General features: G+C 64.3%; 21 protein-coding genes, 1 tRNA gene and 1 pseudogene. 15 read left to right on the plus strand and 8 right to left on the minus strand.

The genetic code is table 11. From position 1 onward, the window contains the following. Positions 1 to 52: 52 nt before the first annotated feature. From glpX to N826_RS41440, 5 genes and pseudogenes are all read left to right on the plus strand, one after another. On the plus strand, positions 53 to 1021 hold the full coding sequence (gene glpX / locus N826_RS00810; protein WP_147040060.1) for a class II fructose-bisphosphatase: 969 nt from the start codon (positions 53 to 55) through the stop codon (positions 1019 to 1021). Then, complete coding sequence (recJ, locus tag N826_RS00815) at positions 1018 to 2805, plus strand: single-stranded-DNA-specific exonuclease RecJ (protein WP_044425425.1); 1788 nt, start codon at positions 1018 to 1020, stop codon at positions 2803 to 2805. Before glpX ends, recJ begins: the two co-directional genes overlap by 4 nt. A 97-nt stretch (positions 2806 to 2902) precedes the next feature. Beyond that, positions 2903 to 2978, plus strand: a tRNA-Glu gene (locus N826_RS00820). Between the two features lie 140 nt (positions 2979 to 3118). After that, positions 3119 to 3732, plus strand: a pseudogene (locus N826_RS00825) (IS630 family transposase); the annotation flags it as partial. Positions 3733 to 4134: 402 nt separating this feature from the next. After that, positions 4135 to 5082: a calcium-binding protein gene (locus N826_RS41440; protein WP_169789270.1), complete on the plus strand. Its 948-nt coding sequence runs from the start codon at positions 4135 to 4137 to the stop codon at positions 5080 to 5082. A gap of 112 nt (positions 5083 to 5194) precedes the next feature. Here the strand turns inward: N826_RS41440 and N826_RS00835 are convergent, their stop codons facing one another. The 3 genes from N826_RS00835 to N826_RS00845 all read right to left on the minus strand — a co-directional run bounded on the left by N826_RS00835 (position 5195) and on the right by N826_RS00845 (position 8521). Beyond that, entirely contained in the window at positions 5195 to 5461 is a 267-nt protein-coding gene (locus N826_RS00835; protein ID WP_147040058.1) for a hypothetical protein, read from the minus strand. Then, complete coding sequence (locus N826_RS00840) at positions 5458 to 6483, minus strand: aldo/keto reductase (RefSeq protein WP_044425428.1); 1026 nt, start codon at positions 6481 to 6483, stop codon at positions 5458 to 5460. Before N826_RS00840 ends, N826_RS00835 begins: the two co-directional genes overlap by 4 nt. A 379-nt stretch (positions 6484 to 6862) precedes the next feature. Beyond that, a complete protein-coding gene (locus N826_RS00845; protein ID WP_044425429.1) occupies positions 6863 to 8521 on the minus strand; it encodes an acyl-CoA synthetase in 1659 nt (552 codons plus the stop codon). Positions 8522 to 8737: 216 nt separating this feature from the next. Here N826_RS00845 and N826_RS44120 point away from each other — a divergent pair, with 216 nt between their 5' ends. Then, positions 8738 to 8980 (plus strand): hypothetical protein, encoded by a 243-nt coding sequence (locus N826_RS44120; RefSeq protein ID WP_169789262.1) that lies wholly within the window; start codon positions 8738 to 8740, stop codon positions 8978 to 8980. Between the two features lie 44 nt (positions 8981 to 9024). Here the strand turns inward: N826_RS44120 and N826_RS00860 are convergent, their stop codons facing one another. The 5 genes from N826_RS00860 to N826_RS00880 form a co-directional block, all read right to left on the minus strand. After that, on the minus strand, positions 9025 to 9525 hold the full coding sequence (locus N826_RS00860) for a cyclophilin-like fold protein (RefSeq protein ID WP_147040055.1): 501 nt from the start codon (positions 9523 to 9525) through the stop codon (positions 9025 to 9027). Positions 9526 to 9680: 155 nt separating this feature from the next. Continuing rightward, on the minus strand, positions 9681 to 10277 hold the full coding sequence (locus tag N826_RS00865; protein ID WP_308518097.1) for a (R)-mandelonitrile lyase: 597 nt from the start codon (positions 10275 to 10277) through the stop codon (positions 9681 to 9683). A gap of 30 nt (positions 10278 to 10307) precedes the next feature. Continuing rightward, positions 10308 to 11537, minus strand: coding sequence for an MFS transporter (locus N826_RS00870; RefSeq protein ID WP_244619399.1), 1230 nt, complete (start codon positions 11535 to 11537; stop codon positions 10308 to 10310). 159 nt (positions 11538 to 11696) lie between these two features. Next, positions 11697 to 12605, minus strand: coding sequence for a LysR family transcriptional regulator (locus N826_RS00875; RefSeq protein WP_044425435.1), 909 nt, complete (start codon positions 12603 to 12605; stop codon positions 11697 to 11699). A 39-nt stretch (positions 12606 to 12644) separates the two neighbouring features. Beyond that, entirely contained in the window at positions 12645 to 13625 is a 981-nt protein-coding gene (locus tag N826_RS00880; protein WP_052830727.1) for a LysR substrate-binding domain-containing protein, read from the minus strand. A gap of 359 nt (positions 13626 to 13984) precedes the next feature. On the opposite strand from N826_RS00880, the gene N826_RS00885 reads away from it, so the two are divergent. The 9 genes from N826_RS00885 (at position 13985) to N826_RS00925 (ending at position 23066) form a co-directional block, all read left to right on the plus strand. Beyond that, positions 13985 to 14836, plus strand: a complete 852-nt coding sequence (locus N826_RS00885; protein ID WP_044425436.1) for a transporter substrate-binding domain-containing protein — start codon at positions 13985 to 13987, stop codon at positions 14834 to 14836. A 59-nt stretch (positions 14837 to 14895) separates the two neighbouring features. After that, positions 14896 to 15567 carry an amino acid ABC transporter permease gene (locus N826_RS00890; protein ID WP_044425437.1) on the plus strand — a complete coding sequence of 224 codons (672 nt, stop codon included), beginning with the start codon at positions 14896 to 14898 and terminating at the stop codon, positions 15565 to 15567. Between the two features lie 10 nt (positions 15568 to 15577). Further along, the gene (locus tag N826_RS00895) at positions 15578 to 16294 is read left to right on the plus strand and encodes an amino acid ABC transporter permease (protein ID WP_044425438.1); all 717 of its coding nucleotides are present in this window, start codon (positions 15578 to 15580) and stop codon (positions 16292 to 16294) included. A gap of 83 nt (positions 16295 to 16377) precedes the next feature. Continuing rightward, positions 16378 to 17889, plus strand: a complete 1512-nt coding sequence (argH, locus tag N826_RS00900) for an argininosuccinate lyase (protein WP_044425439.1) — start codon at positions 16378 to 16380, stop codon at positions 17887 to 17889. Further along, a complete protein-coding gene (locus tag N826_RS00905) occupies positions 17886 to 18644 on the plus strand; it encodes an amino acid ABC transporter ATP-binding protein (protein ID WP_044425440.1) in 759 nt (252 codons plus the stop codon). The genes argH and N826_RS00905 overlap by 4 nt, the downstream gene beginning before the upstream one ends. A gap of 29 nt (positions 18645 to 18673) precedes the next feature. Further along, entirely contained in the window at positions 18674 to 19423 is a 750-nt protein-coding gene (locus N826_RS00910; protein WP_044425441.1) for an amino acid ABC transporter ATP-binding protein, read from the plus strand. Between the two features lie 3 nt (positions 19424 to 19426). Further along, a complete protein-coding gene (gene solA / locus N826_RS00915; protein WP_044425442.1) occupies positions 19427 to 20605 on the plus strand; it encodes an N-methyl-L-tryptophan oxidase in 1179 nt (392 codons plus the stop codon). 42 nt (positions 20606 to 20647) lie between these two features. Beyond that, positions 20648 to 21964, plus strand: coding sequence for an NAD(P)/FAD-dependent oxidoreductase (locus tag N826_RS00920; protein WP_044425443.1), 1317 nt, complete (start codon positions 20648 to 20650; stop codon positions 21962 to 21964). A 358-nt stretch (positions 21965 to 22322) separates the two neighbouring features. Continuing rightward, the gene (locus tag N826_RS00925; RefSeq protein ID WP_044425444.1) at positions 22323 to 23066 is read left to right on the plus strand and encodes a metal ABC transporter ATP-binding protein; all 744 of its coding nucleotides are present in this window, start codon (positions 22323 to 22325) and stop codon (positions 23064 to 23066) included. The last annotated feature ends 47 nt before the right edge of the window (positions 23067 to 23113 follow it).

Here is a 23113-nt window from a genome sequence, read left to right on the forward strand (position 1 = left end):
AATGGGGTCGAACCCCAGGGGGAAAACGATGGTAGAGCAAGAAGCGCGTCAAATGGACCGCAACCTGGCCCTTGAGGTCGTGCGCGTGACCGAGGCGGCGGCGCTGTCGGCGTCGCTGCTGATCGGCCGCGGCGACGAGAAGCTGGCCGATCAGGCCGCCGTCGATGCGATGCGGCAGGCGCTGAACGGGCTGGCGATCGACGGTACGGTCGTGATCGGCGAGGGTGAGCGGGACGAGGCGCCGATGCTCTATATCGGTGAGAAGGTCGGCACCGGTGGTCCCAAGATCGACATCGCGCTCGATCCGCTGGAAGGCACCACGATCACCGCGACCGGCGGCCCCAACGCCCTGGCCGTCATCGCCATGGCGGAGGAAGGCGGCTTCCTCAACGCGCCCGACGTCTACATGGACAAGATCGCCGTCGGCGGCAACCTGCCGGACAACATCGTCGATCTGGACGAGACGGTCGAGAACAACCTGCGCAACCTGGCCAAGGCCAAGGGCGCCGACCTGTCCGAACTGCTCGTCTGCATCCTGGACCGCCCGCGGCATGCCGAACTGATCGCCAAGGTCCGTGAAGCCGGCGCACGCATCATGCTGATCGGCGACGGCGACGTGTCGGGCGTGATCGCGACGTCTCAGCCGGAAAGCGGCGTCGACATCTACATGGGCAGCGGCGGCGCTCCGGAAGGCGTCCTTGCCGCCGCCGCCCTGCGCTGCATCGGCGGTCAGTTCCAGGGCCGGCTGCTGTTCCGCAACGCCGACGAGAAGGCACGTGCTGCACGCTGGGGCGTCACCGACCTCAACCGCAAGTACGAGCTGAACGACCTTGCCAGCGGCAACGTGATGTTCGCCGCCACCGGCGTCACCAGCGGCAACCTGCTGCGCGGCGTGCGCCGTTTCGCCGGCGGCGCCGTCACCCACTCGATCGTCATGCGGTCCAAGAGCGGCACCGTCCGCATGGTCGAGGCTCACCACAACTTCGGCCGCAAGACCGGCTTCGGTCCCACCGATCGGTGACATCCGAGAACGCTTTTCTGAAGGTAAACCGCTCGTTCGGCGGCCGGCGCTGGATCGCCCGGCCCTCGGACGAGCGGACGGCCCTGGCTCTTGCCCAGGGCTACGGCCTGCCTGAACTGGTCGGCCGCGTGCTTTCCGCACGCGGTATCGATCTGTCCACGGCCGAGGCGTTCCTGACGCCGAAGCTGAAGTCGCTGCTGCCCGATCCCAGCCACCTGAAGGACATGGACGCCGCAGCTTCGCGGATCGCCCGTGCCATCATGGGCGGCGAGAAGGTAGCGGTGTTCGGCGACTACGACGTGGATGGCGCCACGTCGTCGGCACTGCTGCGCCGGTTCTTCCGCGCGGCCGGTTCCGACGTCACCGTCTACATCCCCGACCGCATCGCCGAAGGCTACGGCCCCAACGCGCCGGCTCTCCTGCGCCTCAAGTCCGAAGGCGTCAGCCTTGTCGTGACGGTGGACTGCGGCGTGACGTCGTTCGACCCCCTGGCCGCTGCGGCGGATGCCGGGCTGGAGGTCGTCGTAATCGACCACCACGCGGCTGAACCGCGCCTGCCGCGCGCTGTCGCCGTGGTCAATCCAAACCGCAAGGACGATGCGTCCCCCCACAAGACGCTGGCCGCGGTCGGCGTCACCTTCCTGCTGGTCGTCGCACTCAACCGCGCACTGCGGGAGGCCGGCTGGTGGAACGACCGCCGCCCGGCCCCGGATCTCCTGAACTGGCTCGACATCGTCGCACTCGGAACCGTCTGCGACGTGGTCCCGCTGATAGGCTTGAACCGTGCCCTGGTTACCCAGGGCCTCAAGGTCATGGCCAAGCGCGGCAATCCCGGCATCACGGCACTTGCCGACCTGTGCAAGCTGACCGAGAAGCCCGACGCGTGGCATGCCGGCTTCATCCTCGGGCCACGGGTCAATGCCGGCGGCAGGGTAGGGGCCTCTGACCTCGGCGCCCGCATGCTTTCGACCGACGACCCGCGCGAGGCGGCCCAGATCGCCAGGATCCTCGACCAGCACAACACCGAGCGGCGCGCCATAGAGGCCGAGGTCCTGGAAGAAGCCATGACCGGCGTGGAAGCGGCCCTCGAAGACCTCGGCGGCTTGGTCTTCGCCGTCGGCGAAGGCTGGCATCCCGGCGTGATCGGCATCGTCGCCGCCCGTCTGAAGGAGCGCTACAACCGCGCCGCCTGCGTCGTGGCCTTGGACAACGGCATCGGAAAGGCGTCGGGCCGCTCGGTACGGGGCGTGGACCTCGGCGCCGCCGTGATCGCGGCGCGCCATGCCGGCCTGCTGATCGCCGGCGGCGGCCATCCGATGGCAGCCGGTTTCACCGCTGCCGCCGACCGCCTGCCCGAACTGAAGAGTTTCCTAGCCGGTCGCATCGCGGACCAGCAGGTGGACGGCCCGCTGGCGCCGACCCTGGAACTTGACGGCATGCTTTCCGTCGGGGGTGCGACTCCCGATCTGGTTTCCCTGCTCAACCGCCTGGGACCCTTCGGCACCGGCAATTCGGAACCGCGCTTCGCTCTGGCCGATGCCCGTGTCGTCCAGGCCAGCGTCGTCGGGGAAAACCACGTTCGCTGCATCCTGAGTGGCCAGGGAGGGGAGCGCCTGAAAGCCATCGCGTTCCGCACACTCGACACCGACCTCGGCAAGGCGCTGCTGAAGAGCGGCGGCTCGCCCATGCACATCGCCGGCTATCTGAGACCTGACAACTGGCAGGGCCGCAACGATGTCCAGTTGATGATCGAGGACGCGGCTCCGGTCTGGGGCGCCGGCTAGCCCCCTGAATAAGCCCGCAAAAAACTTCCGCCGTCAGAAAAAACCTTCTTGCATCAACCCCGTCGCCCGGCTATCAACCATCTCACTTCAACGCCTCGTCCCCATCGTCTAGAGGCCTAGGACACCGCCCTTTCACGGCGGTAACAGGGGTTCGAATCCCCTTGGGGACGCCATCTTATCAAGCACTTAGCAGCCACTTCAAAGTCGTACGGCAAATATACGACATAGATTTGGTCGTACCGTCGATGTTCGGCTGGTGCATTGACACAGACAAGGGATTCACAGCGGATCGGCGTTATGCGAGTCTGAGCTCATGGCTCAGACAATCAGCGTCATCGTCAGCCCTGAAGACCGCGCGCGGTTGGCCGCCGTCATCGGGGATCGCAACCGCCCGCTCAAGCATGTGCAGCGGATCCGGATCGTCCTTCTTTCGGCGGACTGCCTGCCGGTGCTAGAGATCGCCCGGCAGGTCGGGGTGAGCCGGCCATTGGTTTGGCGCTGGCAGCGTCGCTTCGCCGAGAAAGGCGTGACGTCCTGCTGCGTGAACCCAGCCGCAAGCCGGGCAAGGCTCCGGTTCCGCAGGAGACGGTACGGCGGGTGGTCGCCCTGATCTGCGCGGAGCCGCCTGGAACGGCGACACACTGGACCGGACGGGCGATGGCCAAGGCCGTCAACCTGAGCCTGCGCACGATCCAGCGCATCTGGGAGGCGCACCGGCTCCAGCCGCACCGCATCCGTACCTTCAAGCGGTCCAACGATCCGGCCTTTGCCGCCAAGGTGGAGGATGTCGTCGGCCTCTACATGGACCCGCCCGTCCATGCGGTGGTCGTATCCATCGATGAGAAGTCTCAAATCCAGGCACTCGACCGCACTCAGCCGGGGCTGCCGCTGAAACCGGGGAAACTCCGGCGGCAATATCAGCGTGATTTTCGAGTGGGAATACTGAGACGTTGTCTTCTTTCCCACGCTCTTCTCCGGTGATCCTAAGCTTCTCGCCGACCCGACGGGCCGCAGTTCGTGGCAGGAAACGATCAAGCCGGCCGGAATGGCTTGTTGGCTTCATCGCGTCCTCGCTGCCGACATTGTTGGGAAAACAAGGCGGTGGACCAGGCGAGACGGGCAGTAAATCACTGCGAAATTGTTCCCGAAATTACAATCAAAAGTTAACTTAGATCAAGGACGACCGCACATCGATGCTCATACTCTTTACAGGTTCGAAATCTACCATTTCCGCCTGAGCACTTCATGCATCTTGGCAGTAAACGGTTGATAGCCAACGAAACATCCAGGGCCATCCAGACGGAAACAGTGTCAGAGGAGCAAAAATCGATGGCAACGTTCAATCTAACGGCCGGAAAAGACTTTTTCCCTACTGATCAAGACACTGCTGGTAATGACCTGATCATTGCCAATGCCGGGGACGATGTTGTCTTTGGGGGTCCTGGAGACGATCAAATATACGGCGGTGCCCAGGTAAACAATGCCGCCGGCAGTGGTAACGATGTCCTCATCGGCGACAACGGCGAAGATACGATCCGGGGCGGCGACGGTGATGATGTTCTTGATGGCGGCGGCAGCGCCGATCAACTGTTTGGTGAAGATGGAAACGATTTTATCATCGGCCGATCGGGAAACGACGGCATCTTTGGTGGGGCCGGCAACGACGAGCTTTGGGGAGGTGGCGATGATGATACGATCGTGGGAGGTGCCGGAAGCGACACCGTAGTTGGCGGCTCTGGCAACGACACGATCGACGGTGGCGCCGATGCCGACAACCTCGTCGGGGGCTCCGGCAACGACAGTATCCAGGGCGGCGCCGGCAGTGACACGATCGAGGGTGGCTCTGGCAGTGATACGCTGAACGGCGGTGCCGGCAGTGATACGCTGAGAGGCAATGCCGGCAGTGATACGCTGAACGGCGGTGCCGGCAATGATGCGCTGAACGGTGGTGCCGGCAGTGACATCTTCGTCTATAATATCAATAACGGGGGGTCGGATACCATCACAGGCTTCAACCCGGATCAGGACCAGATCGACTTGAATGGAGCCGGCCTTACCCAAGCCGAACTCATTGACACCGCCGGAGACTCGCCCCCCTTCGGTCTCCTTGAAGCCGGAGACGACAATCCGGGTAATAATCCGCAAATCGATGTAAACGTAGTCAACGGGACCGACCTTCAGATCGACTTCGACAATGGCAACGTCCTCACAATTCTCGGTGTCACCAGCTTGGATCCCACTGGGAGCCCAGGTGGGGCCGACATCTTCGTTGCTTGATCCATCGAAGTCGACGTGTACTGACAGTGGTTGAATTCTTCGTGGAAGCATCGTCCGGGCAACGGACATCTCGGCCTCACGCAAGGGGCTACGCACGAAACCACAAAAGGTCCTATTCCGGGAAAATCTGCGATGCCGATGGCAAGTAACTTGCCGGAAAAACAAAGCCCTGGATAACTGCTGGGTTGACCTCCGGCTCCTGTGAATAGGACCAAGACACAAAATTGAGAACCGGGCTGAGTACGTCGCGACGCTGCGGCGGCAGGACAGCCTGACGGTCTAGGGCCGCCTCAGCCTGTTCGGCCAGCCGGGCGTCGAGTTCCTCGAACCGCTGACCGGTGTCGCGTAGCTGGTCAACGGGACTGACCCGCATGCTCATCGGTTGCTGGTGCCACCGACGTGGGGAACCCGGCCTTCGACCGGGTGGCCGGGATCGGTGAATCCGTGGGTGGAAGTGTGTCCCGGCGCCACGAGTCGTTCGACCAGCGCCTCGTCCTCCGCCGTGAAGCGATAGTTCAGCGCCGATAGATAGCCGTCCCAGTGCTCCTCAGTACGGGGGCCGGCGATGGCCGATGTGATCAGCTTGTTGTTCAGGACCCAGGCCAGGGCGAAGTTGGCGGCCGTGGTGCCGCGCGCCTCGGCATGCGCCGTCAGTTCACGTGCGATGCGGATCGATTCCGGTCGCCATTCGGTCTCGAGGATGCGCTTGTCGGACCGGCCGGCGCGGGTGTCGGGGGGAGGGGCCGCGTCCGGTACATATTTGCCGGTGAGGACGCCGCGCGCCAGCGGGCTGTATGAAACAACGCCAAGGCCGTAGTGGGCCGCCGCCGGCAGTTGCTCGGTTTCGGCGGTGCGATTGACGATGTTGTAGAGTGGCTGGCTGGCAATCGGCCGATCGATGCCGACAAGATCCGCGATCCGGGAGATCTCGGCAATGCGCCAGCCCCGGAAGTTGGAAACGCCGAAGTAGCGCAACTTGCCCTGCCGGATCAGGTCGGCAATGGCCCGCACCGTTTCCTCCAGGGGTGAGTCGAACACCGCGCGGTGCAGGTAGATCAAGTCGATGTAATCGGTACCCAGCCGTTTCAGGCTGGCGTCCACCGCCTGATAGATCCATTTGCGGGACAGCCCGCGTTGGTTGACGCCGTCGCCCATTGGATTGGCGAGCTTGGTGGCGACGAACCACCAGTCGCGGCTATCCGCAATGGCACGGCCCACGACTTCTTCCGAACGGCCCTCGTTATAGACGTCGGCGGTGTCGATGAAGTTGACGTCGCGCTCGCGCGCCTTGGCGATGATCCTGTGCGATGCCGTCTCGTCCGTCGGACCGCCGAACATCATGGTGCCCAGCGTGATCGGTGACACCTTCACGCCGCTCTTTCCCAGGTACCGGTAGCTCATCTTCCGTCCCTTCCGCGTTTCTGAACGATTATTATCAACTTAAGCCATGGAGCTAGCCGATCATGTCTGGCGATGCCGCAGGGCGAAAACTCGCCAAGTTTGAAATTCCTCCGTGACGCATTGGTTCCCGGCCCGAAGTGCCGCCCATCGCAGTTTCCCTGTCCGGGGGATGGGGTGCAGACCTGTGGGGAGAATATTTCTATCGTTGCAAGTCGCTGAAGCAGTAAATGGGCACCGCCTTGACGAGGGACGAACCGGCACCGGAAGCCCTTGCCGTGATCGAGTCGATCGAGGAAGCCGACGCCCTTGTCGTCGGAACGCCGGTATCCAGCGTTCCAGACCGGTCAAGCTCTTCCGCTGCCGGTATGATATACCGCTCTCAATCCAGGCCGCGGGCCTCGTCGCGCAGGACCGTCTTCTGAATCTTGCCAGTGGATGTCTTGGGCAGCGGCTGGAACACCACGCGGCGCGGTACCTTGTAATGGGCCAGATGGTCACGGCACCATGCGATCACGTCGCGTTCATCGACCGGCGCCGCGTCGGGCTTCAGGGTGACGAAGGCGCAGGGGCTTTCGCCCCATTTCGGGTCCGGGCGGGCGACCACCGCCGCTTCGAGGACGGCGGGGTGCCGGTACAGCGCTTCCTCCACCTCCAGCGAGGAGATGTTCTCGCCGCCGGAAATGATGATGTCCTTGGAACGGTCCTTGACCTCGACATAGCCGTCCGGATGCCTGACCGCGAGGTCGCCGGTCCGGAACCAGCCGCCGCCAAGCGCCTCCACCGTGGCGGCCGGGTTCTTCAGGTAGCCCTTCATTACCGTGTTTCCACGCAGCACGATTTCACCGACCGTGATCCCGTCTGATGGAACCGGGCTGCCGGAGTCGTCGAAGACGCCGACCTGATCCATCGTCGGCAGCGCCACGCCCTGGCGGGCCTTCAGCTTTGATCGGTCGATATCGGGCAGGTCCGCCCATCCCGGCTGCTCGGCGCAGATCGTCGCCGGGCCGTAGCATTCCGTCAGGCCGTAGAGATGGATCACGTCGAAACCCAGCGCCGACATCGCCTGGAGCACGGCGCTGGGCGGTGCGGCGCCGCCGGTAGCGGCGCTGACCCGCTGGCTGAAGGTCCTTCGCTGCCCGGCCGGCGCGTTGGACAGCATGTTGAGCACGATCGGAGCGCCGCATAGATGCGTGACGCCATGGCGGGATATCGCGTCGAAGATGGCGGCGGCTTCTACCCGGCGCAGGCAGACATGGGTGCCGCCGGCGGCGGTCACCGCCCAGGTGTAGCACCAGCCGTTGCAGTGGAACATCGGCAGCGTCCAGAGATAGACGCTCTCGGGCCGCAGGTTCAGTGTCCAGCCGTTACCCAGCGCGTTGAGATAGGCGCCGCGATGGTGATAGACGACGCCCTTGGGATTGCCGGTGGTGCCGGATGTGTAGTTGAGCGCAATGGCGTCCCATTCGTCGCGCGGTTCGATCCAGGCCTCGCCGATGGTCGCCGACGGATCGGCGCTTTGCAGGAAAGCTTCGTACTCGATGCCGCCCAGGCTGACCGGGTGCTTTGCGTCTTCGTCAGCGATCTCGATCACCAGCAGGTCGCGTCCCAGCCGGTTCAACGCTTCCTCCGCGACGGCGCCCAGTTCCCGGTCCACGATCAACACGCGCGTTTCGCTGTGGTCCAGGATGAGGTCGATCGAGGCGGCGTCCAGACGGGTGTTGAGCGCGTTCAAGACGGCTCCCGCCATGGGAACGCCGTAATGCGCCTCCAGCAGTTCCGGAACATTGGGGGCCAGCACGGCGACCGTATCGCCGCGCTTGACCCCCGCTGCCACCAGCGCCGCCGCCAGACGGCGGCAGCGGTCGTAGAGTTCGGCATAGCCGATCCGCCGGTCGCCATGGATAACGGCCGTCTTGTCCGGATAGACCGTGGCCGAGCGCCGCAGGAAGCCCAGGGGGCTGAGCGGCACGTGGTTGGCCGGCTTGCGCTCCAGATCGTGGTCGAAGATGGACGTGTCGTCAGTATGGTGGCCGGTCATGAGCGGGGAGTCTCCGGTGCTTACCAGGTCGGCAGGATCGTGCCTTTGAAACGCGCGAGGACGAATTCACGCACCTCGGGAGAACGGTATATCCCGATGTAGCGCTTGATCCTAGCGTCGTCGGCACGGTCGCGGCGCGCGGCCCATACCAGATGCCACCTGGACTGGTCGGACGCACCGGCTTGCCTACTGGCTTTGGAACGACCAGGGAACGACGTGGCGCTGTATCTGCAAAGCCGCTCGTCCGACATGTTCCAGACCGACATCCATCCGGCGGCGCAATTCGGCGGCGGCATCTTCTTGGATCATGCGACCTGTCTGGTCGCGGGTGCGACCGCCGTGGTTGAACCGCGCCGGAATTACCGGAGGCCGATTTGGTCGGGTCATGCCGCCCTGGCTGCGCGCCTGCGCACCTCAGGGGAGTATTTGAGTGATGTCTGTCTCGTCATGATGACCTAAGTCGCTCAACAAATGGGGCTTCCGGTAATCCCGCTGCTGTTCAGTCAATCTGCCTCGGTGACGATGGTCTCGATCCTGACCACGACGGGATCCTTCCCGGCCAAGCCGCTGACACCGCCCTCGATCCGGCCGAGCCGGACAAGGCCGCTGGAGTAGCCGAAATCGCGGTAGTAAATCGCGATGTTCCCCCAAGGCGCGTAGTAGGCGATGTCGCCGATGGCAGGATCGGTCCCATCCGGCGCGCCTTCAGTCGACAGGCGGACCGGAAGGTCGGCGACCTTTTCTGTGCCGTGGTAGTCGCGGAGCGTCAACTCAAGCGGCAGCAAGGCAGCAAAATCCCGAGATGCGGCACCATCCTCCAGATCGGCGGTCAGTTGCCACCCCTTGGCAAGCATCCTGATCCTCATGGCGTTTCGCTCGACGTCCACCGGTGGTGAGACTGCTGCCATCGGTTCCGCCGCCAAGGCCCGAATTGCAAACGAGCAGGGGCAGATGCCGGCAAGCACGAGGACCAGGAGACATGTCCATCGTTCGAGAGTTGTCATCGGCAAGGTCGCTCCAGGGTCGGCCGCGGACGGAACGGTAGCATGAGCGATTGGCGCACTTTCATGGTGCGGTAGCCGTCGGGCAGACCGTCGACCCGGACATCCCTGTCCTTTCGCAGCTCTTTCACGCGCATCTTGCGGCTCCTGCCAAGTGGTTATTCGCTGCGAGTGCCGGCGAGATATTCGGCTTCCGAGACATGCTCCGCCCACCGGACGGGGCTGCCGTCCTTCGATGCCTGGATGGCGATATGGGTCATGACGGTCGTATGCGTCGCGCCGTGCCAATGGCGAACGTTGGGCGGAAACCGGACGACGTCGCCCTCCCTGATTTCCTCGACAGGGCCTCCTTCCACTTGGGTCCAGCCGGTGCCGGAGGTGACGATCAGACGCTGGCCGAGCGGGTGCGTATGCCAGACCGTGCGGGCTCCAGGCTCGAACCTCACCAATGCAGCCCCGACTTGCGACGGCCCTTCGGCATTGAACAGCGGAGTAATCGTGGCCTCGCCCGTGAAGTATTCCGCCGGCCCATGGTTTGGAGTCTGGGTGCCGCTGCGACTGATTTCCATCTGCTCCGCTCCCTGGTTCGATGAAGTATTCTGTGGTTGTGTCCTCGATTGCACTGGCGCGCAGGCGAGGAGCGACAATGGCAGGACGACTGCTCCGAACAGCCTCACCCCAGGTCGGCTGACCGTAGCGGTGACGGACGTGCGGTTGGACGGATCGCTGCCGTTCAGCCTGTTTTCGGTGTTCATCTGCATCCTCCCAAGGGTTCGGTCGAAGAACTAATGAACTGAACGCGCCGTGTCGGCTGTCCGACGTGCACAGAGGACGCCGAGTAGGGCAGAGGCGCCGAGCAATGCCGCGGCCATGGCAAAGGTCGCCCTGTAACCGGCCGCATCGAACAGGAACCCGCCGCCCGCCGTGCCTGTCGTGATCGCCAGTTGGATCACGGCGACCATCAAACCGCCGCCTGCCTCGGCATCTTCAGGCAGGGTCCGGCTCAGCCACGTCCACCACGCGACGGGCACCGCCGTTCCGACCAGACCCCAAGCCACGAGGAGAGTCGCGGTCGGTCCCGGCATCGCACCCACAAAGACGAGGCACAGCGCGATTGCCGCCAGGGCGAGAGGAGCAAGGATCAGCGTCGCGGAAAGGCTCATGGCAACGATACGGCCGATGAGCCAGGTACCGGCCAATCCGGCTCCGCCCATTGCCAGCAGGATCAGCGAGAGGACCGGCACGCTCACCTGAGTAACGTTCTCCAGAAACGGGCGGATATACGTAAACAGCGCAAACTGGCCCATGAAGAGCATCGCCACCGCTGCCATCCCGCCCTTGGCCAAGGGCCGGCGGAGTACGCCCAGCGCGCTCGCGCCGCGGCTTGAACGATCGGACGGCATCGCGGGGAGGGTCAGCCATTGCCACGCGAATGTAACCGCGGCGAGCGGGACCACCACGAAGAAGGCGCCGCGCCAGCCGATGAGCTGTCCAAGAAAACTTCCCAGTGGGGCGGCTAAAGTCGTGGCGAGCGCATTGCCCCCGTTCAGCATCGCCAGCGCACCAGGTACTTGGTCCTTTGGAACCAGCCGCATGACGGTCGCCGCCGACATCGACCAGAAGCCACCGATCACGATGCCAAGCAATGCGCGCCCTGCCATCAGGACCGCGAAGCTGGGAGCGAACGTCACCAGCAAGCCCGACAGCAGCATCAGCACCGTCAATCCCAACAGCACGACGCGACGGTCGATCCCCGCCGTAAGGGATGAAATGGTGAGGCTTGTCAGGACGGCGAAAAGGCCCGATACGGAAATCGCCTGTCCCGCAGTTCCCTCGGTCAAGTGGAGGTCCGACGCGATCGGCGTCAGGATGCTGACCGGCATGAACTCCGAAGCGATCAGTGTCGACACGCACAGGGTCAACGCCAGCACCGCTCCCCAGCCGCTGGCGGCACTACCTCCGCGCGGAAGCGGCGTCGTCCTGTCGATGGTTTCCGAATTGGCTCTACCGGTCATGCTCATCCTACTTGACGCCGACTGCATCACGACACCGGCCGTGATGGGATGATTATGGAGTTGATGTCCGGTACCGGTTACCCGTCGCGTCGTTGACGGGGCGATGAGCCGGGCTCATCGTCGAGCCTCTCGAAGCTCCGCTTTACAAGGTCCCGCCTTTCAGGGGCCGAGCGGGCGCATGTCGCGGATGAGATCGATCAGGAGCCGCAGGCCGGTCGGCAACTGCCGGCGTCCGGAATAATAGATGTGGAAGCCCGATCCGACGGGCGCCCAGTCGGCGAGCACGATGCGCAGCTCTCCGCGCCGGACCAGTGAGTCGACACAAGGTTCCGGGAAATAACCGAGTGCCGCGCCTCCGGTCGCAAGGTTCAGCGCAAACTGAGTCTCGTCTATGGTGACGGCTCCGGGCACGTCGACCGCCAGTTCCTCGCCATCCTTCTCAAATTCCCAGTGGTAGATGCTTTCGTCGCCGAGCCGTATCCGAAGGCAGCGGTGTGCAAGCAGGTCGCGCGGGTGCCCCGGGTCGCCGAACCTCTCCAGATATGCCGGCGATCCCACCACGACCCAGCGTATGTCGCCGGATAACCGCTGGGCGATCATGTCCTCGGGAACCGTCCCGCCATAGCGTATCCCCGCGTCGGCCCCTTCGCCGATCACGTCCACGAGATGGTTTGAAACCGCTACGTCCACCCCGATGTCGGGGTAGCGGTCGACGAAGGTCGGTAGGACCGGTGCGAGCAGGAGCGAACTCGCGTGTTCCAGCACGTTAAGCCTGATCCGTCCTGCGGGCTTCGCCCGATGGCGGTTCAGCGCCTCTGTGGCCGCCCCAATAGCCTCGAACGGACCATTGATCGCGGCATGCAACTCCTCACCGGCGGCGGTGAGCGTCACGCTCCGGTTCGTCCGGTTGAGCAGGCGGACGCCGAGCCGCGTCTCGAGGCCTTTCAGCGCGTGGCTGAGCGCGGACGCGCTGACGCCCAGTTCGAGGCCCGCGCGGCGAAAGCTGCGATGCTTGGCGATGGCGAGGAAGTAGCTGAAATCCGCCAGGTCGGCTCGGCTGGTGTGCATGGGCGGAGTATGACGATGTCGGTGGAGATCGGCAATCGATCACGTTGAGCCTCGCTCATCGCCAGGATACAGCTTGAACTTATCGTCGAGGCGCTGTTCACCACCGTCATCCAAATCTCCCGGATCGTCGATCAGGTAAAATTTCAAGCGTTCGTTCATACAGGCGATGAACTCCGCAAGGAGCGGGGACTCCTCCTTGCCCAGAGGCATGACCGTGGCGAAGCTGAAGTCGATCATGACGTTGATGGGACGCACCTCCAGACCCTTGCCGGCAAAGGACGATGCGGTGAACGGTTCGATGATCGACAGGCCCAGTCCCAGCGATACCATGTTGCAGATGACGGCCGACCACCGGGCTTCCATTTCCAGCCGGCGCTCGATGTTGGCGGCCCGGAATGCGGAATCGATCTTGAACCGGGTGGTGGTATCCTCGGCCAGCGAGATGAACGGCTGGTCCCGGAAGTCCTTGAGCGAGATCACGTCCTTTTTGGTCAACTCGTGATCCGGCGGCATGATGCAGACGCACCAGGACCGCAGCACCGGACCGACGATGACGCCGGCCTCGCTGGTCGGCGTCATCGTCAGACCAAGATCGTAATGCTGCGCCCGGACGAGGTCGGTTCCATCCGGGGAGTTGTGGGTGTGCAGTGCTATCGAGACGCCATCGTGCCGGCTGGCGAACTCTCGTATGACTTGAGGTAGAAACGTCAGGGTCAGGGCTGGAAAGCAGGCGATGCGGAGGGCGCCGGCCTGCTTGTTGCGGAACCGGTGAGCCGCGCGCCCGATACGATCGAGCCCGCTGAAGCTGTGCTGCACTTCGGCGTAAAGCGCCATCGCTCCGGCACTCGGGACCAGACCGCCCCGGCGCCGGGTGAACAGCGTGAACTTCACCTCTTGCTCCAGATCCTTCACGAGCCGGCTGATGGCGGGCTGAGTCACCGCAAGCATCTCCGCGGCTCCCGTCATGCTCCGGGTCAGCATCACCGCGCGGAAGGCCTCGATCTGCCGCCAGCTCAACATGCAAGTCTCCTAATATAAGGTTTGGTTATTTATACAGTAGTAAGTATGAGTTGACATGCTGTTGTTCCAAAGGTCCAATGGAAACAACAAATTTCCCGAAGCGGAAAAGAAAAATCTTCGACAGGTGAGTTTCGGGCGAGATTTGGATAAATGAAATCCGCTCAGAGTGCGGTTTGGCAAATCAGAAATACGAGTTTTATGAACTTGTATCCTGCCAATACTATGAGATAGGTGGCGGTTTCGGTTCTGTGAACTGATTCAAAAGCTATTTCATTAAATCAGTCCGTTCATTTCATGGAACGGTGCGCCAGAATCGCGCTCACTCCCAAAGGAAAACAAGGAAACAGGAGGTTCACGAGATGAAAATCTGGAACGGCGCGCTTGGCGTCTGCATGGCGATCGGTTTCACCGCGGCCACCTTCGGCATGGCTCCCGCCCATGCCGCCGATATGCCGCCCCTGCCTGCCGCGATCAAGGAACAGGGAGTGCTCCGCGTCGGCGTCCGCTGCGATTATCCGCCCGACGGATATTACGACGGCTCCGGCAAGCCGGTCGGCGTCGAGGTCGAGTTCGCGAAGCAGATCGCCAAGTATGCCTTCGGCGATGACGGCAAGACGGAGTTGGTCTGTGTCACCGCCGCGAACCGCGTTCCCACGCTGATCGGCAACAAGGTCGACCTTCTGATCGCAACGCTGGGGATCAGCGACGAGCGCAAGCAGGTGATCGATTTCAGCGAGCCGTACACCTGGAGCGCCAGTTCCGTGATCGTGCCCAAGGACAGCGCGGTTCAGAAGATGTCGGAACTGAGCGGCCAGACGGTGATCGTGTTGAAAGGCGCCTGGCAGATCCCGTGGTTCGAAAAGAACATGCCGGACACCAAGCTGATGAAGCTCGACACCGTGTCCGACGCCCTGCAGGCCATGGTTCAGGGCCGTGGCGCCGGTTATGCCCATGACTATGCGGCGCAGGTGGCTATCGCCGACAAGAACGACCGCGTCCGGATGCTCGACGACCGCTATCAGCTTGGATACCGCGGCATCGGATTGCGCAAGGGCGAGGAAGAACTGCGGACATATCTCAACGCCGCGATCGAGCGCGCCCGGCAGGACGGCGTCGTCTCCGGCTGGATCAAGGCCTACAGCGAACCCGAACTGGCGGAAGTCCGGAGCGATCTCTGGGACCTGTCAAAGGCTCCCACGCAGGGGCAGTGATCGCCAAGCGCGGGGCGGCCCCGGCAGGGGCCGTCCCGCATGACGGGAGTTCTTGAGACATGACCTACGATTTCCAGTTCGGCTATATCGTCGACACCATGCCGGCGCTGCTCGACGGGTTGCTGATCACCATCGAAGTCAGTGTCATCAGCATCGCGATCTCGGTGGTGATCGGCATCGTCGGGGCGGCGATCAGGCTTTTTGAAATACCAGTGCTGTCGCAGGTCGTCGGGGGATACGTCCATTTCATCAGGTCCACCCCGCTGCTGCCCCAGATCTACTTCGTATTCTACGGGTTTTCGGGCCTGGGCCTTCAGCTTTCGACCTTCTGGTCCGGGGTGCTGGCGCTTTCGCTGTGGGGCGGCGCCTATAACATCGAGAATGTCCGGGGCGGCTTCCTGGCGGTCTCCAAAGGCTTGCGCGAAGCGGCGGGATCGCTGGCGTTCCGTCCCATCCATTACCTCTGGCTGGTAGCCCTGCCGCTCGGCGTCCGCATCAGCCTGCCGACCATGCTGAACACGGCGGTATCGGTGCTGAAGAACTCCGCCTATCTCCAGGCGATCGGTCTTGCGGAGCTGACCTTCGTCGCGATGGACCGCGTGGCGCTTGACTTCCGCATCCTGGAAATGTTCGCCGCCATCGGCGTGCTCTACCTCGGCATCGTTCTTATCCTGTCGCTGTTCGTGCGCAGGCTCGAAGGCGTGCTTCAGCGCCCCTTCCGCACCTCGTAAGGGCAGGCTCATGACGCTAATCCTGGAAAACCTTCCGCTGTTCTGGACGGCGCTTCTCCAGACCTTTCAGCTCGCGGTCGTCACTCTGCTGTTCGCGACCCTCATCTCGGCCCTGGTCGGCCTCATGACCGTCACCAAGCGCCGCTGGGTCCGCTTCATCGCCTTCGCGTATATCGAGCTGCTGCGCGACATTCCGCTGATCGTCAACGTCATGTTCGTCTATTTCGGCGCGCCGCTGGTCGGCATCTCGCTCGATCCCTTCGCGGCGGCGACCATCAGCTTCTCGCTTTGGGGAGGCGCCAACGGCGCGGAGATCGTGCGGAGCGGCTTCGCATCGGTTTCCCGCCATCAGGAACAGAGCGCCATGGCGCTGGGCCTGAAACCTTGGGAGATCTTCTGGTTCGTGCTCGGGCCGCAGGCGCTGCTGCCGATGATACCGCCCTTCACTGGATTGTTCTCGCTGCTGATCCAGGCGACGTCGCTGGCATCCATCGTCGGCGCCACTGAATTCTTCCGGGCGGCTCAGATCGTGGTCGAACGGACGACCCTGATGACGGGGTATAGCCCGGCCTTCCTGATCTACGGCTTCGTGCTGCTCGTCTACTTCGTCATCTGCGCGTCCCTGGCGGCGGGAACGAAAAAACTGGAACGCTATCTCACGACCCGCCAATCCCGCCGAATGCCATCGGCCGCGACCGCCGTCCAGCCCGTCAGGGAAACGGTCTGAGCCGGAAGCGACGCCGCGACGGTGCGGCGCACCGTCCGAGGTGTGGCGCACCTTCATAAAAGATACTTGCAGGAGACGTTTCAATGGAATCGCAGGTCAGCGGCTTCCTGGCTGAAGCCATGGCTCCCGAGGTCCAGAAGGGCCTGATGGAGCCGGCGCTACGCCGGACATTCGCCCCCCAATTGCCGCTCACCACCGAGATCAACAAGGCCCACGTGCTGATGCTGCTCAACCGCGGCATCATCAGTGCCGACGTGGCCGGCCGTCTGGCACGCGCCGTCCTGGAACTGGAGGAAGCCGGACCAGGGGCTTTCACGCTCGATCCGGCCCTGGAAGACCCCTATTTCAACTATGAAGCCAAGCTGATCGGCATGGTCGGGCCGGATGTCGGCGGGCGCATCCATATCGGCCGCAGCCGGAACGACCTGAAAGCGACGCAGGACCGCCTGCGCGCCCGCAAGGTCGCCTTGTCCATCATGGACGAGCTGCTGGCACTGCGCCGTAACCTGATCGACCAGGGCGAGCGATACGCCGACGTGGTGATGCCCGGATACACGCATCTCCAGCCGGCGCAGCCGATCACCTACGGCTACTTCCTGCTCGGCCTCGCCCATGCGGTCGAGCGCGACTTCCGGCGCCTCGCGGAATGCTATGCCCGGGTGAACCTCAGCCCGCTGGGGGCGGCGGCGCTGGCCGGCACGTCCTTCGCGATCAGCAGGACCTCGACGGCGGAAGCGCTGGGCTTCGACGGCATCGTCCATCATGCCCAGGATGCGGTCGGGAACAGGGATGCCGTCATCGAACTGCTGTCCTCCGCGTCGCTGCTGGCGAGCAGCATCGGCCGGCTGGCGCAGGACTTCTACGTCATGACGACGTACGAGTTCCAGACGCTGCATCTGCCCGACTGCATCGCGATCACGTCGAGCATCATGCCGCAGAAGAAGAACATGGCGGCTCTGGAAAACCTGAAGGGCAGGGTCGCGATCATGACCGGCGCCCTGGTGACCGCGCTCGCCGCCTACAAGGCCGTGCCGTTCAGCCATGCCCAGGATGGCACCATGGACGGCATGCGCTGGACCTGGGAAGCGCTGGAGGAGTTCGCGGGAATGCTGCCGGTGGCGTCCCTGGTGGTCGCCAGGGCCGAGCCGAGGCGCGAGCGCATGCTGGAACTGGCCAAGGCCAACTTCTCGACCGTCACCGATCTGGCGGACGCGCTGGTGCGGGAAACGACGCTGTCGTTCCGCGAGGCCCATCACATCGTCGGGCGGGTGGTGAGGCTGGCGATGGCGCGCGGCCTGAAGGCGGAAGAGATCACGACGGACCTGCTGAACCAGGCGGCGCGGGAAACGGTCGGTCATGACATCCGGTTCTCCGCCGATGCCCTGCGCGACAGCCTCGACCCGGCACGGGCGGTCGAAGGCCGCGCCGGAACCGGCAGCCCGGCCAGAAGCGACGTGCTCGGCATGGCCGAGCGGCTTCGGCGTTCCCTTGAGACGGACCGCCAGGAACTCACCGCCCGTCAGGAACGCGTCGCCAAGGCCAAGGCCCGGCTGGAAGCGGACTTCGCCGACCTCGCGCGGAGCAATCGGGCATGACGGCGGCGGTATCTCCGTCTTCACCGCCGCTGATCAGCGTCCGGGGGCTGGTCAAGAGCTTCAAGGGCATGCGTGCCCTGGACGGCGTGGACGCCGACATCGCGCGGGGCGAGGTGCTGGTCGTCATCGGCCCGAGCGGGTCGGGCAAGAGCACCTTCATCCGCTGTCTCAACGGGCTGGAAATGCCGACCGACGGCCGCATCGAAGTGGACGGCGCGCCGGTCCAGACCCGCTCGAACCGCGACTGGCGCAGGGCGCGCCAGCGTATCGGAATGGTCTTCCAGGATTACTCGCTGTTTCCGCACATGACCGTGCTGAGGAACATCTGCCTGGCGCCGCAGCGCGCCGGTGTCGCCACCGCAGCCCAGGCGGAAGAAACGGCGATCAGACTGCTCCGCCGGGTCGGCCTTGCCCACAAGGCCGACTCATATCCGGTCGAGCTGTCGGGCGGGCAGCAGCAGCGGGTCGCGATCGTACGGGCGCTAGCGATGAAGCCGGATGCGATCCTGTTCGACGAGCCGACTTCCGCCCTGGATCCGGAAACCGTCGGCGAAGTCCTCGCGGTCATGCGGGAGCTTGCGCGCGAGGGAATGACCATGGTCGTTGTGACGCACGAGATGGGATTCGCCCGGGAAGTCGCCGACCGGGTGATGTTCATGGACCGCGGCCGCATCGTCGAGACGGGCACGCCCGCCCAGGTGTTCGGATCGCCGGCGGAACCGAGGACCCGTGAATTCCTCGACATGATCCTATAGGAGGCCGCACCTTGGACAACGGGACAGCAATGATTTCGGTGGAAGGCCTGAGCAAGTGGTTCGGCCCCTTCGCAGCACTGAAGGACATCGACCTGAAGGTCGACCGGGGCGAGAAGATCGTGATCTGCGGTCCTTCCGGCTCGGGAAAATCGACCCTCGTCCGCTGCCTGAACGGCCTCGAGGACCATCAGTCAGGCCGGATCACGGTCGCCGGGCTGGAGGTGATGAACGACAGGCGCCGGCTTGAACAGGTCAGGCTCAAGGTCGGCATGGTCTTTCAGAACTTCAACCTGTTCCCGCAGATGACCGTGCTGCGGAACCTGACCGTCGGGCAGACCTGGATACTCCGGAAGTCTCAGCGCGACGCGGAGGCGCTGGCGTTCGAATACCTGGAGAAGGTCCGGATACCCGAACAGGCCCACAAGTATCCGTCGCAGCTTTCCGGCGGACAGCAGCAGCGGGTGGCGATAGCCCGGTCCCTGTGCATGCAACCCGAAGTCATGCTGTTCGACGAGCCGACATCGGCGCTCGATCCCGAGATGGTCAAGGAAGTCCTGGGCACGATGACCGAACTTGCCGGATCGGGCATGACGATGGTCTGCGTCACCCACGAGATGGGCTTCGCCCGTCAGGTGGCGGACCGGATCGTCTTCATGGACGAAGGGCGCATCGTGGAGGAAGCGCCGCCGGCACAGTTCTTCCAAGCCCCACGCAGCCGGAGGGCCGCGACCTTCCTGAAGCAGGTGCTCCAGCATCACACCGCCATGGCGGAAGCCTGACCGATGGCCGGACAGATAGAAACCGCCGATCTCGTCGTGGTCGGGCTGGGGGCCATGGGCGCCGCGACGCTTTATCAGGCTGCCCGGCTGGGCGTGAAGGCGATCGGCATCGACCGCTTCACGCCGCCGCATGACAAGGGATCGAGCCATGGGGAGACCCGCATCACCCGGTGCGCGATCGGCGAGGGCGAGGATTACGTGCCGCTGGCGCTGGGATCGCACGCGATCTGGCGGGAGCTGGAGAATGAGACGGGCGAAAGCCTCCTTGTCCAGTCCGGCTGCCTGATCCTGGGTTCATCGGATGACACGGCGCTCCATCACGGCAAGCCTAACTTCGTCAACCGCACCGTCGACAGCGCCAGACGCTTCGGCATCCCGCACGAAATTCTGGATGCCACCGGGATCGGGCAGCGTTTTCCCCAGATCGCGGGGCTGCGCGACGAGATCGGCTGCTTCGAGCCGGGCGGGGGCTTTCTGTATCCGGAGCGCTGCATCCAGGCGCAGCTCGATCGAGCGAAAGCGCTGGGGGCACGGATCCGCACGGGCCGGACCGTCACGTCGCTGTCGCAGTCGGGCGGCTCCGTCACGGTGGAAACCGATGCGGGGACGATCCAGGCCGATCGCGCCGTGTGTGCGGCAGGCTCCTGGACCGCCCAGCTCCTGGGCGGCGAGTTCCGGCGGCTGCTGCGCGTCAACCGGCAGGTCCTGCACTGGTTCGAGGCCGACGAAACCATGCTATCCCCCGGCAGGTTCCCGGTCGTCATATGGATGCACGGACCGAAGGCGAGCGATTATTTCTACGGCTTTCCCGCCTTGCCCGGCTCGGGAAGCATCAAGGTCGCGACCGAACAGTACGAGGAATCGGCCGATCCCGACCGGGTCGACCGCACGGTAGCGGCGGCCGAGCAGATCAGCATGTTCCGGGACCATCTGGCCGGCCGCCTCGGCGGCGTCAAGCCGCGCCCGGTCGGATCGGCGGTCTGCCTCTACACCGTCACTCCCGATTCCGGGTTCATCGTGGACCACGATCCCGCCCGCGACCGGATCATGGTCGTTTCGGCTTGTTCCGGGCACGGCTTCAAGCATTCCGCCGCTATCGGCAAGGCGGTGGCCCAGCATGTCGTTCTCGGCCGGAGCGACATCGATCTGGCACCCTTCTCGCTGGCGCGCTTCGCGTGCTGAGGCGCCGTCATTTGCCGACCACGAACAACAGGACTGGATCGGATGAGGAAAGATAGAAATATCTTCACCGGCGATTTCATGACCGCACCCTACTGGTGGGATGCGGCGCCGCCGGAATCCTACCGCGACCCGCTGCCCGGGCAAGCCGACGTCGTCATCGTCGGGTCCGGCTATTGCGGGCTGTCCGCCGCCATCGAACTTGCCCGGAACGGCACCGATGTCGTCGTCCTGGACGCCGCCGAAATCGGCAGCGGAGCCAGCACGCGCAGCGGCGGCATGGTCAGCAGCGGTCAGAAGCTGGTGGTCGGCGGCGCGATCAAGGGCGTCCCTCCCGACCTGTTCGAGCGGCTGATCGAGGATTCGATAGCCTCGTTCCAGCATATCCAGGACCTCGTCGGCGTCGAGAAACTGGATGCCGACCTGACGATCTCCGGTCGCTTCTTCGGGGCGCATACCCCGCGTGCGTACGATGCCCTGCGGAGGATGGGCAACGTCCTGCACGACAAGACCGGCGTCACGGTCCACGAGGTTCCGCGCGGACGGCAGCGGGAGGTCGTCGGGTCCGACTACTATCATGGCGGCATCGTCATCGACGAGTACGGCGGGCTCCATCCCGGAAAGTACCACCGGGCACTGCGGGATCTCGCGGCCTCCAGCGGCGCCGCCCTGCGGTCGCACGCCCGCGTGCGGCGCATATCGCCGAGCGGCCCGGGCTTCGCCGTCGATACATCGAGGGGAGTCATCCAGGCGTCGCGCGTCGTCGTGACGACCAACGGCTATACCGATGAAGCGACACCCGATCTCCGGCGCCGCGTCGTCCCGGCCCGCAGCTACCAGATCGCCACCGAACGGCTGGAACCGGACCTGATGGCCGAACTGATCCCCCGCGGCCGCATGATTTCCGATACCAAGCGCGACCTCTTCTACACGAGGCCTTCGCCCGACGGCACACGGATCCTGTTCGGAACCCGCCCCGGCATATTCGAGGTATCCGACGAAGCGGCAGCCGGCGTCCTGCACTCCAGGATGTGCGAGGTGTGGCCGCAGCTTGCCGGACGAAGGATCTCGCATGTCTGGAGCGGCTATGTCGGGATGACCTTCGACAAGACGGCGCATATGGGCGAACGCGACGGTATCGTCCACGCCGTCGGGTGCAATGGCAACGGCGTCGCCCTGATGACCTATCTCGGCCACCAGACCGCCCTGAAGCTTCTTGGACGGCAGAACCGTCCCTGCGCCTTCGACCGCGACGCGTTCCCGTCCCACCCGCTCTACCGGGGTAAGGCGTGGTTCCTGCCGGTCGTCGGCGGCTGGTACCGGCTACGCGACCGCATGGACCGCCTGGCGGCGATGGTATGATGAGCGGCCGGCCGGAAACGAACTCGTAACTGGACCGGCCGCATCGCCTCCCCCCCACGGAGGGGCCGCGCCCGGCTATCTGGCTTCGGCGCGAACCGCTCGGCGATCAGCCTTGACAAAGCTTCCAAATCGGCAATGTTATGTTATAACATAACATACTTGATCGACTTCAACGCATGCTCAATCCCGTTCCAACCCGAAAGGCCCGCCATGGCCACGGCAGAGCCGCGCCGACGAGCGCATTTTTCAACGTCACCGCTCGCAACCGGTGCGGCTCATCGTTTGGTCCTGGCCGGAGTGGTGACCGTGTCGCTGTGGCTCGCGGTGGCCTGGGCGATGGACTGGCTCGGGTGACGCGGTGACGGTCCTTGTGCAGCTCGACAACCTGACACTTGGCTATCAGCGCCATCCGGCAGTCCACCATATCGCCGGAGCCTTCGGCGCGGGTTCGCTCACCGCAATCGTCGGTCCCAACGGAGCCGGCAAAAGCACCCTGCTGAAGGGCATCATGGGCCTGCTGAAGCCGCTGCAAGGAGGCGTGACGCTATGCGGCCTACCGCGCCAAGCCATCGCCTACCTGCCCCAGCAGGCCGAGATCGATCGCAGCTTTCCCATCTCGGTGCTCGATACCGTGCTGCTGGGCCACTGGCGGCAGGTCGGCGCCTTCCGGGCCATGTCTCCGGCCATGCGCGACGAGGCCCATGCCGCCCTGGCCGCCGTCGGCCTGTCCGGTTTCGAAAATCGGCCGATCGGCACCCTGTCCAGCGGCCAGTTTCAGCGGGTGCTCTTCGCGCGCACGCTGCTTCAGGACGCGCGCCTCATCCTGCTGGACGAGCCGTTCACCGCCATCGATGCCCGGACTACCGCCGACTTGCTGAAGGTCGTGCATCGCTGGCACGGCGAACTCCGCACCGTCGTCGCCGTCCTGCACGATATCGAGCAGGTCCGCGCGCACTTCCCGGACACCCTGCTGCTGGCGCGGGAGGTGGTCGCCTGGGACAGCACGGCCGAGGCGCTGTCGCCCGCGAACCTCCGGCGCGCTCGCGCCATGGCTGAAGCCTGGGACGACGACGCGATGGTCTGCGCGCGGGGTGCGGCTTGACCGGTCTCTACGATGCCTTTGTCTCGCCCTTCCTGGAGTTTGCCTTC

Source organism: Skermanella aerolata KACC 11604, assembly GCF_000936425.1.
Classification (GTDB): domain Bacteria; phylum Pseudomonadota; class Alphaproteobacteria; order Azospirillales; family Azospirillaceae; genus Skermanella; species Skermanella aerolata.